Here is a 14105-nt window from a genome sequence, read left to right as displayed (position 1 = left end):
GCGTTTACAAGAGAATGCCCCTAATTAAATCTGTAATAGGTTTTTTAAAACTCATTCTTTTTTCGAAAATTTCATGAGTCAGCCAAGAGTAGCTTTATGGAAAATAAAGTAGCCGACAAAGATGTATGCACCCATGTAAAGGCGGCTCAAGCGGGTGATCGGTCTGCTTTCAGTAAACTAGTGCAGCTAAATCAACGTTATTTGCGCGCTTTTATAGCCAGCCGCACTGAATACACTCAAGATGTAGATGACCTCGCACAAGAGGCATTTATATTGGCCTATGAGAATTTAAAAAAAATAAATGACCCTGCCGCTTTTCGTTCATGGATTTCTGGTATTGCTTTAAATCTTATCCGCAATCATCGCCGAAAGCATCTGCGTTCCACACCTCATGAACCCGACATTATTCAAGAGTTACTAGACACACAACAATTAAGCGGGAGCATAAGCACGGAAGATGCAATTGATTTTACCGGGCTTTCAGGATGTTTTTTGAAGCTTGAGCCTGATCAACAGGCGATATTACGCGATCATTACGTTGAGGGTTTTAGTGTGAAACAACTCTGTGAAAAATTTACCGTAAAACATTCAACAATGACCATGCGGCTATATCGCTGCCGTGAATGGCTGCGCGATTGCATTATTAAACAGCAGCAAGGAGAAAGCGAATGAGAAATCATGATGAACAATTAATAGCGGACTATATCGCAGGCGAAAAAGTTGAGTCGCAATTAGCAGAGGCCATTGCTAAAAATCCAGATCTATTAAATAAGCTGGCTAGTCAACGCGTCATGCACAGGCAATTGAGTCACTTATTAAATGAAAACTCAACAGATGACTTTGTGCAAAAACTAGAACAGAAACTTAATAGTCGTTATGGCGATAATAGCCAATCTGCCATACGCGACCAAACTGTAAAGATATTCAATATCAAGCGACACTGGTATGCACTAGCTGCAGCCATTAGCTTTCTTTCTTTTCTGTTTTTACTAAAGATTTTTTCCCCGGAAATTACCGAGGTAGGTGCGGTATATCGAGTTGTTTCCGCCATTTCTTCAGGCAAACCATTGACTGAAGGGCAGAAAATATCATCAGGCCCTTTTTCCTTAAGCCAAGGTTATGCCGAAATCACGCTGAAAAATGGTGTTCGTCTTTTATTAGAAGCACCAATGAGTGTAGATATACTATCGGATGAGCACCTATTGTTAAGGCGCGGAAAACTAGTCGCCAATGTACCGCCAGCCGCCACCGGTTTCAAAGTTGACACGCCCAGTTCGAGCATTATTGATTTAGGTACAGAGTTTGGCGTTAGTGTTGAAGATGATGGAAAAAGTCAGGTGCACGTACTTACCGGTGAAGTAAAAGTAAGAGCCAGTACCGATCAACCCTACCAATTATTAGTTAAAGATCAAGCTCGCGCGTTTGATTTACAACAACAAGTTATTAACATTCAAAATAACCCCAATCGTTTTATGCGCAGTCTCCCTGGCCGATCAATAGCACAACCCAATTACCTGCACTGGTCTTTTGATGATTTATCACAACAAGAATTTTCCTGTATCGGCACGGGAATAGACGGCAAATGCTACAACGCAAAAGTAAATTCACTAAACAAGAAACTTGCAGGCATATCAACCGTACCAGGTAAATTTGGAAATGCCGTTAATTTTGATGGTGAAAACAGCTGGCTGGCCACTGCATATAAAGGGATCGGCGGGCACAAACCTCGAACTGTGGCTTTTTGGTTGAAAGCACCTAAAGATTTTTCTTTATCACAAGGGTTTGGAATATTGAATTGGGGCTTGAGCGATGTGCAATCCGCATGGCAAATTTCATTGAATCCATTAGCTGTTAGTGGCCCCCTTGGTCGCATCCGTATAGGAACGAATCAAGGTGAAATAGTGGGAACTACCGACTTACGCGATGACAATTGGCATCACTTAGCAATTGTTTTATTTGGTGGCAAAGACGCAAATCTTAGTACACATGTCCTTATTTATGTAGATGGCAACTTAGAATACAGCGATCACAAATCTATAGCTAAAGTCTTTACCGACCTTAATCACCCAAATTCAAAACCATTAACTATGGGTCGTAATATTGCGTTTGATGATCAAAACACCAATCAAAATAATCGTTTTTTCCGCGGGCAATTAGATGAACTATACATCTTTGACTCGGCTCTTGATGAACCACAGATTAAAAACCTAATGAAAAAAAATACTGTTGGCCATTAGCACCAGGAACCTACCAATGAAAAACTCACAACATCTTAATCAAATTATATTGTGCATAATTAGTCTATTTTTAATAGCATCCTGCGCTGAACCAAAACACAAAAAAGGCAAGAATGATAAAATTAACCTGCTTGAAGTTAAAGAACGAATTCTGCTTGATTTTGAAAACGAGAGCGACATAAAAGCAATTGAGCTACAAAACGCCAGATCGAAACTCATTGTTAATGAGGGAAATCACGGGTTAGAAATCAATTTTGACTCACTCAACAATCATGATTCATCGGTTTACATCAACCCGTCAAACACATGGAATTTTAATGATTATGAATCAGCAGCTCTCGTGTTAGATATTGAAAATTCAACAAAAAGTTCAACCCACATCTACATATATACTTACGATAAAAGCGGAGCATTTCAACTAAGTAATGTCGCCGTACCAGCTGAATCAAATAACAGTTACTTAATTGAACTTAAAGTACCATCTTTTCTTCTTAATACCGGAATTCGCAACGACCCACCCAGTTGGCCCCATAACTATATTTCAACTATTTGGCGAGGCGGCACAAAAACACTCGACACTAGTGCAATCACATCTATTCGTCTGCTTATTTCAGGCGTATTGGAAAATAAACAATTAATCATTGATAACCTCCGCGTAGTTAAACCTAATAATTTTGACCCAGAATACCTCACTGGTTTAGTTGATGAGTATGGCCAAAATGCAAAACAAGACTTCGCTGGGAAGGTTTACAGCGCCGATCAATTACGTAGTTTTTCACAACAAGAGCAAGAAAATTTAACTGACCAACAATTCCCATCCCGTTCAACATTTAATGGCTGGATAAATGGCCCCAAGTTAAAAAGTACCGGTTACTTTCGGGCGGAGAAATATCAGGGTAAATGGTCTCTCGTTGATCCAGAAGGCTATCTATTTTTCTCGAATGGTATTGCCAATATTCGCATGGCGAACACCTCAACCATTACCGGTTATGATTTTGATGCTGCCCTAATCAAACAACGAGATGCTGGCGATTACACCCCCGAAGATTCGATAGGTTTAAACACTGCCCCGAAACAAGCTTGGCCATCGCGTCATATAAGCTCCCAATTGAGGGCTGATATGTTTACTTGGCTGCCCAGCTACAGTGAAGCTGCAGGCGCCAATTATGGATATCGCCGCAGCGTACATTCTGGCAGCTTAAAAAAAGGCGAAACCTTTAGTTTCTATAGAGCTAATTTAGCCCGTAAATACGCCACGCAAAATGAAGAAGCACTAATGCAAGACTGGCGCGACACCACCATCAAACGTATGCATAATTGGGGCTTTACATCCTTTGGTAATTGGGTGGACGCTAGCTTCTATCAAATGAATAGACTTCCTTATTTTGCTAATGGTTGGATTATTGGTGACTTCAAAACAGTTAATTCAGGCAACGACTATTGGGGTGCCATGCCCGATCCATTTGACCCAGTATTTACACAGCGCACCAACAAGGCCATTAAAAAAATAGCCGATGAAGTAAAAGACAACCCATGGTGTGTAGGTGTATTTATTGATAATGAAAAAAGTTGGGGGAGTATGGGTAGCCCTTCGCTCCAGTATGGAATTGTTATCAATGGATTAAAAAAGAATGCTAATGACAGTCCCTTAAAACAGGAATTTATCAATCACCTGAAAAATAAGTATCAGAATATAGAAAACTTAAATAGCGCATGGGATTTAAAACATACTTCTTGGGCACAGCTGTCTCAGCCGGTAGAGCTGACATCTTATAATGCACAAATGCTGGGCGACTTCTCTGAATTGCTTTATCTTTATGCTGATGCCTACTTCAGTCGAGTAGATAAAGCACTAACAAAATATATGCCGAATCATCTGTATATGGGCCCACGCTTTGCGCATTGGGCTATGACACCTGAAGTACTAAAAGCCGCCGCAAAATATGTAGATGTGATGAGCTACAACTATTATAGGGAAGGTATTGATCAACCTTATTGGGATTTTTTAGCTGAGTTAGACAAACCCAGCATTATTGGTGAATTCCATAATGGCGCCATTGACTCTGGCCTCTTAAACCCTGGGTTAATACATGCAGAATCTCAATTTGATCGCGGTGAAAAATATAAAAGCTATCTCAATAGTGTGATTGAAAACCCCTATTTTGTGGGGGCACACTGGTTTCAGTATATTGACTCGCCATTAACTGGGCGGGCTTATGACGGTGAGAATTATAATGTGGGTTTTGTAAGTGTTGCCGACATCCCCTACACACCCTTAGTAAAGGCGGCGCAAGAAGTCAATAAAAGCCTTTACATTAAGCGTTTTGGAAAATAATAAAAGAAAAACTATTTTTTTAACAATAATCGCGATCGCGAGTGTCAAACCTATTGTCGAGCTGAGGCTGTATTTATTTTCCCCGGAAATTAATGCAGCCTCAGCATCTTCATTTTGATAGTTGATATGAGAGATTCTGTATTTATGCCTTCCAGTATCCAGATGCGTAAGTTTGGATTTTACTATAACCTGGCTGACTCTTTACATATAGCTTTATCGCTTGCATCTGGGCTGATTCAGCAGCAATAAATATAGCAGGCTCACCCGCTTTCCATTCGATTTTCTTAAGGTTTTCCAGCAACAGATTACGTTTTTGATAAGGGCCAATCACCCACCTTAGTTATTTGGCTTTTTTTAATTGCTCCAACTTTTCTTGTCGCAGAGCTTCATCAGCCTCACGCAATTGCTGTTCTTTTAACAGTCTATTTTTTACATACTCATCATCAACCTGGGTTCCACATTGCAAGTAGCTAATATCACTGGTGTTACTGCAGTATTTATCTGCTTCAAATTGAGCCACACCGGAGACAATCTCCCGCCCTGTGCAAGCAGAAAGCATTAAGATAACGCAAGGTAATATGAAGATATTTTTAATATTCATTTATGAAATCCTTAAGTTTTATCTTAATTAGATTTACCACTACAAGCTAATTGCAGGGATTCATCCAATTCCAAAAATCCTGTTTAACCAAAAAAAAGATCCAACAATTGAGATATAAACATATCGCGATTGCTGGATCTTTTTATCATTGATTATTTAATAGATATTTAAAACTACGCGCGCAAAATATTATTAGGGTATCAATTCAAACTTGTCTGCATTCCACTCCCAGGTCGATGAGGTGGTGCCAGCACTAGTGACGCGAATAGTATGCGCGCCTTTGGTTAGGGCAATTTTGCTGGCAGAGCTGACTTTTTGGAAACTATCCCAACTGCCATTATTGGGCACGGCTTGAGTTAATACTTTTACTCCATCAACACTGACTTCCAGCGCAGCCCCCGACATGGGTGAACTGACATAAGCGTTGAAGGTGTAGCTGCCGTCGGCCGCTACATTAACGGCGTAATCCGCCCAGTCGCCACGCTGATTGTAATTAATCGCACTTACTCCATTTACGCTATAGGTCTTAAAGCCATCGTAAACACCGCCCGTTGCTGAAAAACTTTCCGCTTGTATGATCATGGCCACCGGTGCTGGCGTAGTCGGCGAACCGACAGGTGCGCTGCCTACTTTGGTCACGCGAATTTCATCACCATTCCATTGCCATGCACTAGTACCGGTACTTTCAATGCGAACCGTATGGGTGCCTGCACCAATCGACAAATTATTTGCCAGCGTGGAGGCACTATATAACTCCCAACCACCGGTTGCAGCCAAGCTAGTGGTGCTGACATAAATACCATCAACGCTGAGCTTTGCACCTATACCGCTAGTCATTGGCGATGCAGTGGTAACTTCAATTTTGTATTGCCCATCACTCGGCAAAGTAACCAAATAGTCAGCCCAATCACCGGCAGTATTATAATTAATATTGCCGCTACCGGACTTATTAAAACCAACATAGGTATCACCCGCTACACTTGCTGTTGATTTACCTGTATCAAAATAATTTGCAAAATCAATAACCGTAGTCGCACTACTGCTACTTGAGTTGCTCAGGCTACTACTTGAAGAACTTACACTATTACTGGAGCTAGTCGCGCTGCTGGTAACCGGCTTGTATACGCGAATCCAATCCACAAACATTATGCTCTTACTAGTATCAGCCAACTCTGCTGCTGTTGGTCGTACATCGCGCCAATCTTGATGCTCCACATCAATAATAATGTGCAGCGGTTTATTGATGCCTGTGCCATTGGTAAAGTTATATGGATCAATCATCGCAGGACCGGAAACTGTACGAACTTTTACGCCATCAATGTAGTAGTCCAAATTCCAAGGGTCTTTCCAGTGCACTCCGTAAACATGCATAGCGCCACGCCAAGTGCCACCCGCCGGATTTACAACCCATGATCCCTCATCTTTTGGCTGATAGTCTTGAAACGGACTGCGAATAAATACATGGTGGCTCACATGCATACGCTGATCAAACCACTCTTGCCCTGCACGATCGCTACCATAGGATTCCATGGCATCAATTTCTTGCGTTGAATCAGCACTTAGCATCCACACCGCATTTGCCAGAGTGTTGCCGGTATGTTTTACCCGCGCCTCTAAATACAACGGATAAGTAAACGTTTCCTTGGACGAAATAATGCCGGTATAGATTTTGTTGGTGCCCGCCTTTGCACTTGATTGCAAGGCCAAAGAACCTCCCGAAGTATAGGAATGACCAGCGTTAAATTCACTATCGCCTGGGCCAGTCCAACTATTAATAAAAGAGGGATTCCAGCGTGTATTAAATTCCGCCGGTTTAACGGTGGGGCTAGCAGTGTAATTAAACTCGTCTGATATTGACTGCAACTGCCACGTTTTACCTGTTCCAGCTGCTGCAGGAATAGGAACTGAATCCCAATCGGCAGCGAATGATGCCAAAGGAGCCGACAGCAACAAAGCTGCAGCAATACATGAAGTGATTTTTTTCATTGCAAAAACTCCAAAAGTTATTTTTATATTAACGAAACCGTAAAAAATACAATCATTATTTAACAAGCTAGCTAAAGGTTAGAGTGAGCCAACTCGAGTAATTCGAATTTGATCGCCATTCCATTGCCAGCTGCTGCTACCAGTGCTTTCAATGCGCACAGTGTGGGTACCAGCACCAATGGAGATACTATTAGCCAGCGCAAATGCGCTATACACCTCCCACCCACCGGTAGAACCCACACTGATGGTTCCCACATAAATTCCATCAATAATGAGTTTTGCACCAAGGCCGCTGGTCATAGGCGATGCGGTAATAATTTCAAATTTATATTTACCGTCGTTAGGCAGCGTCACTAAATAATCACCCCAATCACCGACCGTGTTGTAATTAATATTGCCGCCACCGGACTTATTAAAACCAATATAGTTATCGCCAGAAACACTCGCCGTAACCTTACCTGTATCAAAATAATTGGCGAAATCGATCAGCTGAACTGTATTGCTTGAAGCACTGCTAGCAGCGCTACCATTACTAGACGATGAACTGGTTGTTGCGGTTACAGGCTTATAAACACGAATCCAATCCACTTTAAAGGTGTGATTACTTGCATTAGTAATTTCAGCATCCGTAGGTTGGCGCCCTTGCGCTGCATTCCAATTTTGATCTTCCATATTGATAATGATATCCATCTCTTTAGTAATGCCTTTACCACCCGTGATATTCCACGGATCTATACCATCAATGCCGTTGACGGTATTCAGTTTGTCCATCACTTTAACTAACTGGCCATTTACATAATATTCAAGGCGGGTTGGACTAACCCAATTCACACCTATACGAACCCAATTATCAGCCCAATAAGTTACCCCTGCCCCTGCGTACCAAGTGCTGGCATCGCGCGGTTGGTAATCGGTAAATGGATTGCGAATAAATAAGTGATGGCTTAAATGCAAGCGTTGCGCGAACCAATCATTGCGCGCCGCTTTGCCACCATAAGCCTCAAGAATATCAATTTCTTCTGTGTCGTCAGGGCTGAGCATCCAAACATCAGATGCCATTACCGCATTGGCAATTTTTACCCGCGCTTCAATAAATACCGGATATTTCACTCTAGTCGTTGAGGTGATGCAGCCAGCACGCGTAGCAGGAGAAGTGAATTGCTCATTAACCCCATCGAGATTTAAATCCACATCGTAGGTTTTGGTTTCACCCGCAACACGTGTTGCTTTTATTTGCAATTGCCCGCCAGACACTGAGGTGTTTTCGCGCATCCAACGAGTAGGCCCCGGCCCTTCCCAAGTGTTGTGATAAAAATTAGTCCACTTACCACCGAAGGTTGCAGCAGCTGCTGTAGCAGAAAAGTTGTAATTAAATTCATCCGACTGAGACTGTAGCTGCCAAACTTTCCCAGCACCTGCACTAGCGGGCACAGGATATGCATCCCAATCAGCAGCCAACGAAGCTACTGAGGTCAACATTAATGCAATACAGCATGAAATATGCTTTTTCATAACAAGGCTCCACGTGATTATTTTTATACTGGACGGAAAACGTTTTTTGATATGGCTTTAATTGAACTAGGTTAATTATTATTTTTATAAGTCAGGCGACATCTATGTCTAATCAATACAATCCAAATATATGTTAATTGTTAACATTATTCAATAGACAGGAAAATAACCTTTTCGTCTAAACGAAAAAAGCCGCGGTATAAGGCCGCGGCTTTGGGAATGGAAAAACATGTGGAAGATCAGCTATAGCAATTAAACAATTAGCTCAAACTATTCACCCCGATATTTTCGTCTTGATGAATAGTCACCGGCCAACCTAAGAATTGATTATTCGGACTGTTATCTGCCACATCTATTAAAAATTTAAAGGCTTGAGTGGTATAAGTTTTTGCAACCGTATCAAACACAATAAAACCAAAACCACTGCCCTTTTCATGAGCTTGAATATAGCGATTATTGGACTTGCCCACCTCGGGATTACCAACCGCATATACATAAATTTTATTACCGAAACTATCCAAATATTCACCGGTTTGTGAGTGCCCATGGGCAGGGCGATGTGCAAAAGGAATTTTTATATCGTCAGGGCGCCACCATCTCGGCCAGCCCGCAGCAATTGCCGGTGTGCAAAATGCCCAGTTACTATCGCGCTGTGCGTGAACACCATATTGCGACAATGTTCCTAAATGCGTATCGCCACAAATGTGCAATGCTTTTGAGGTGCGCATGATTTCAATTGCGCGATTGCGTGCACTGGCAGGCCAACCACTGGAGTCAAAATCATATTTTAAATATTTGGTGGGCAACGGCTGATGCGTTGAGATGCCAGCAAAAACGGTTTGACTCAACACGGCTTTTAATGAATGTCCACGCCAATCATTCGCCCATTGCGCTAAAAACTCTTCTTGCCTTGTACCTAAAAGCTGTAAATCAGAACGATCAAAATCAGGGTTAACAAAGGTTGGAGCTTCACCGTTACCGGTCACGCCTACAACAATATTCAATCGATCAGGACCGCTCTTCCACTGGCGATCCGCCAGAATAATAAAACCAACATCGCCATACACTAAATCGGTGTAATACACATTCATGCCGCGCAGTGAAGGGGTTGGATCATGGGGGTCTGGAAGATGTGCCGTATTAGTTTTATGTACGGTATTCACTACACGTATCGGAAGCGCATAACCGCCCCACATATCCACGTTGCCATCAATAATAGGGGCATCAGATGAAACCATTGCGCCAGCTTCGCCCCATAAATTGCCCTGCATAATATCGTGATCATCGGGCAAACAAAGAGTGGGCGCATTGCGCATTACATCGCGAAACGCCCAACCGAATTGATAAAACTTGCGCAGATAATTTAACAGCGCTGGCTCAGCAGGCGTGCGAATTAAACCAAAACCACCGTGGTTCTCATAAAGTTGGTCACCCGAAAAAAATACCAAATCCGGGTTTAACTTGGCAACATTTGTCGCAACAGGGGCATAGGGAAAAGCATAATCATTTTGGCAAGTCAGTGCTGCCATGCGCAAATTTCTACCCACTGGATTGGCTTTAATAGTACCGGAAAAATAATCCGACACCTGACTACCATCCCGACGCTGCTCGCGATAAACCACACGATACGCAGTAACTTCTTTTTCATTCCAGTGCGAAATACGGAATGTAGCCACCCAAGCATCTGAATCTAACGGCGCCTTGGCTATAGTTTTCCAACTGCCAGACTTCTGCACCTGCAATTCAACTTCATGGCTATCTTGCGCCCCCATAGGGCCAGTCAAGGCGCTCAACTTCAATACAAAACCTTCATCGCTGCGGCTATCACTTAGGCTGTACATAGTCCATAAAATGGGACCAAATTTTTGTTCGGGTAGATTGCTAAATGCATTGCCTTGCAGTGTCCATTTTGAAAACCGATAGGTGGTCCCTTTTGGGTTCGCCGCGATTTCCGAAGAAATTGCAAAGTTACTGACCACAGCGACATTACCCATGATGTGATCGGTTGCAACCAAATCATCTATTTGGCCAATTAGTTTGCCTGTGTCGACCAACCTTGCTTCAAGGGTCAATGCATATACACCAATACGCGGCTCACCAGAGAGCTTCAATTCAACTTCAGCATCACCCAAGGATTGCAGTAATTCGACGCGCTTAGCGCCCAATGCAAGTTGATTGTGGATAATTCCGGCATCAAAGCCTTTTTGCACAAAACAGTTACTGCGATACTCTTTAATATCGCTATTCACACCAATGCGAATACCGGCACCGCCATCTTGCTCGCCGACAGTCAATTTTTTTATGCGCACCGCAATAGAGAAAATACCTGATACATTTGCTAATTGATGTGTTAACGAATGTATGCTGCGATTTCCGCCGGTACTCAAACACTCAGCCCCACCATTAACAATACGCCAATCCTCCATTGGGTTAGCCCAATAGTCGCCGCCGATCCATACCCGATCATGGCTATTGCTCCAGGTATCAGCTACCGATGAATCAAGCAGCTGTTGTGTTACTGGCTTATCATTGCTCGTGTTTACAGAACAGCCAATAGCACTAGTTGCCAGACCTGCAACTGCCAGCTTTAATGCATCGCGACGTGAAAAAAAATCATTCATAAAACATCCGGTATTTATCAAATATGGGAATTGGAAATCTGCATTGCATGTAGTGATTACATATTTCATCGTTAAAAAAAGAGCCAGCCATTACTGACTAGCTCCTTCGTTCTGAAACGATCATAAACACTATTATTTTTTCGCGCGGCGAGTATACATTTCACCGTGCAGCTCTTTGGCGGCTTTCACCATAGGTGCATAGGGTGTATCAGTCACCGACACAAAACCTACATTGTAGTTTTCACCATCATAGGAGCGGCCAGTTACCGGTGAATCCATATACTGGAACCAATGTGCACCAATAAAATAAGGATTATCGACAACCGTTTCCATGTACTCTTTATACATTTTTGCACGATCTTCCTGATTGGCCGCATGCACCAAGCCTGGGTGGAACAAACCTGACTCCGTTGTGCCTACATGGAATTCACCGATTATGCTGGGTTTATCCAGCTCCGCTAAAAACGTCCATTTATTTTTGGTTAAACCTTCTTTATAGAAGTTATAGCTAACAACATCGGCGTATTTTGCCGCTGCTTTAACTACATCTTTTGGCATTCCCCAATCTGCAAAACGCACACCCAAGTACAGGTGATTAGGCATATATTGTGTTAAGGCGCCCTCAACAATTTTGAAATACTCTTCAGCATACTGGGTAAATAACAGACTGAAATCTTGCAATTGAACATCGTTGTTAATGCCAGTTTTTACACCTTTTTGAAATGCATCCCAGGATTCAACTGAGGTTCCCCATGCGGTATTTAATGCTGCTATATCCACATACTTTTCTTTCATCAACTGCGTAAATTTATTTTTCGTTGGCGAGTCTGCGCCATCGCGAGTCAGTGTATTTAACACTATGCCATATTCAGACTCTTTGCTTTCTGAGCGCCCCCAGCTTTTTTCGTTATCAATAAATACGCCGACACACCAAGGGCTATTTTTAGTTTCTTCAGCAATAGCCTTGGCCGTGGCAAGTGCGCGCTCTTTAAATACCGGATCAAATGGATCAGGCAAACCGCCCCAAAAATCATTGCCACTGGAAACTGTTTTGAAGTTGCCAATAATCCAGCCATTGGCAAAATAAGGAATGCGTTGATTGCTGTAGAATTTTGGATCAGTCCAGTTTCCTAGCGAGGTGAAACCCCAATTCAACATGCGATCCACAGTAACTTTTTCCCATTGGCGCAAATAGGAATCAGGTTCTGTTTCACCGTATTTACGCTCAAGATTGGCACTATAGAAACTAAAGGCTTCGCCTTTTAGCAGTGGGCCTGAGTGGGCATCACGATTGTAATCATAGTGATTACCCAAAGGGTCAGTGTGCTTGGGCAACCACTCAAACATGTCGGCGCGAGTTTTAGAAACCAAATGACGGGTTTTTTGCGCCTCTTCTGAAATAAGGATTTTTCCTTTCGAGTCTTCGGGAGTCAAATCATCGGCACTGCGCTGCTCAATAGTTGAAGCATCGTAATCATAGCCAGTCATAGTGTATGCATTGGCTAAACGTATGATATCCAATCCTGTCGCAAAATAAAGATACCCTTCTGGATCAACCAACCACCATTTTCCATCAACTTTTTTAGGATAAAAATAGCCTGTTGCAGGTTGTTTCGGACCATTTTTCCAACCGCCAAATGTAGATCTATCGGCTAGTGGCGCACCGTTATTTAGCTCTTTCAACTCGCTCTGGGTTGCTGCTTGCAACTCTGTCTCAGAATGAATCTTACCGGCAAAATCCACTTTGGCTGGCTGGCCAAATTTATCGACCAGATTGACCAGGAAATCTTTATTCATTGCAGGGCTTTTAATAACCCGAATATTGTCGAGGGTGATTTCTTTATCGTGCAAAGCATATTGAACACTTAAGGATATGCGCTTAATAGCGGACAAATCCAAATTCATAACGCCCCACATCCAGATGAACTGCACATCATCGCCAGACCAGGTCGGCGGGTTGCCGCGCAATCCTGAGGCTGCATTCAACTCCACTTTGGAATCCGGATTTGCACTGACCATATCGTGGCCACTTAACTTGGAATAATAAACGCGGGACTTGCCTACCGGCACACTGACGCTGCGAGTAAAGCTATTACCTTTTGCATCAGACACATCTAAAAATAGCTGTACGGAATGCTCACCGTCATTGGCAATATCAAAGGCAAGACTAGCATCGCCAATATCACTCCAATTCCATGTATCTGACTTTGGCTGGATAACTAAGGAGGTGTATTCATGATCAACAGAGTTGAACTTTACTTTTAATGCTTGCGATGCGGAGGTATCACTCGCTGAGGATTTAACCAAACTTCCCTGAGCGTTAAAAAAACTAATTTCTGCCGGTAACTGATCGCCTTCAAAATCAAACAACACCTTATCCGCAGGCATTGATTTAACTTCGGATACAGCAGCGCCCTTATCTGCCGCCTCTTCCTGACAGGCGATTAAGAACAGCGCAGCCACACTAAGCACGCTGGTTTTCAGAAACAAAGTAATGGGCCGATCAAGCTTATAACTCGAACACATCATGAATCACCTATTTTTAATTTATATATTGAAGTGTTATCAACAACCGCGATTTCTTAAAAAAACCTTATGAAACAGCCAATTTCCTAAGTCTGCAGTCATTATTTTGTCAACAATAAACAATATACACCATGCCGGCATTTTATCAACCTTGGCGATGAGCTCTTAACAAATCAAGACATGGCTGCATTCCGAATGTCAAATAAATGACATTCCTGGCTTTATTCGTGCCATTTCTAACAGATGCATTTTGCTACATTAAATCGGCTCAATGCGCGGATCTATTG

Annotated in this window: 9 protein-coding genes; 3 read left to right on the top strand and 6 right to left on the bottom strand. The window is 42.6% G+C overall.

Going from position 1 to position 14105, the window contains the following annotated elements; translation table 11 throughout:
- The first annotated feature begins 96 nt into the window (after window positions 1–96).
- Genes D0C16_RS02305 through D0C16_RS02295 form a run of 3 tightly spaced genes read left to right on the top strand, consistent with a single transcriptional unit; the run spans window position 97 to window position 4572 of the window.
- Window positions 97–672 carry an RNA polymerase sigma factor gene (locus D0C16_RS02305; RefSeq protein ID WP_049629428.1) on the top strand — a complete coding sequence of 192 codons (576 nt, stop codon included), beginning with the start codon at window positions 97–99 and terminating at the stop codon, window positions 670–672.
- The gene (locus tag D0C16_RS02300) at window positions 669–2237 is read left to right on the top strand and encodes a LamG-like jellyroll fold domain-containing protein (protein ID WP_151030834.1); all 1569 of its coding nucleotides are present in this window, start codon (window positions 669–671) and stop codon (window positions 2235–2237) included. The genes D0C16_RS02305 and D0C16_RS02300 overlap by 4 nt, the downstream gene beginning before the upstream one ends.
- A gap of 16 nt (window positions 2238–2253) precedes the next feature.
- Window positions 2254–4572, top strand: coding sequence for a beta-galactosidase (locus tag D0C16_RS02295; RefSeq protein ID WP_151030833.1), 2319 nt, complete (start codon window positions 2254–2256; stop codon window positions 4570–4572).
- A gap of 142 nt (window positions 4573–4714) precedes the next feature.
- On the opposite strand, the gene D0C16_RS24745 is transcribed toward D0C16_RS02295, so the two are convergent.
- The 6 genes from D0C16_RS24745 to D0C16_RS02265 form a co-directional block, all read right to left on the bottom strand.
- Window positions 4715–4903 carry an SIP domain-containing protein gene (locus D0C16_RS24745; protein ID WP_151030832.1) on the bottom strand — a complete coding sequence of 63 codons (189 nt, stop codon included), beginning with the start codon at window positions 4901–4903 and terminating at the stop codon, window positions 4715–4717.
- Window positions 4904–4912: 9 nt separating this feature from the next.
- On the bottom strand, window positions 4913–5173 hold the full coding sequence (locus D0C16_RS02285) for a hypothetical protein (RefSeq protein WP_151030831.1): 261 nt from the start codon (window positions 5171–5173) through the stop codon (window positions 4913–4915).
- Between the two features lie 192 nt (window positions 5174–5365).
- Complete coding sequence (locus D0C16_RS02280) at window positions 5366–7159, bottom strand: carbohydrate-binding protein (protein ID WP_151030830.1); 1794 nt, start codon at window positions 7157–7159, stop codon at window positions 5366–5368.
- A 78-nt stretch (window positions 7160–7237) separates the two neighbouring features.
- On the bottom strand, window positions 7238–8671 hold the full coding sequence (locus tag D0C16_RS02275) for a carbohydrate-binding protein (RefSeq protein ID WP_151030829.1): 1434 nt from the start codon (window positions 8669–8671) through the stop codon (window positions 7238–7240).
- 260 nt (window positions 8672–8931) lie between these two features.
- Entirely contained in the window at window positions 8932–11292 is a 2361-nt protein-coding gene (locus D0C16_RS02270) for an alkaline phosphatase D family protein (RefSeq protein ID WP_151030828.1), read from the bottom strand.
- Window positions 11293–11424: 132 nt separating this feature from the next.
- Window positions 11425–13821, bottom strand: coding sequence for a beta-galactosidase (locus tag D0C16_RS02265; RefSeq protein WP_225318878.1), 2397 nt, complete (start codon window positions 13819–13821; stop codon window positions 11425–11427).
- Window positions 13822–14105 lie beyond the last annotated feature (284 nt).

The organism is Cellvibrio sp. KY-GH-1 (genome assembly GCF_008806975.1).
In the GTDB taxonomy this organism is placed as follows: Bacteria; Pseudomonadota; Gammaproteobacteria; order Pseudomonadales; family Cellvibrionaceae; genus Cellvibrio.
This window is presented reverse-complemented; position numbering and strand designations above follow the sequence as displayed.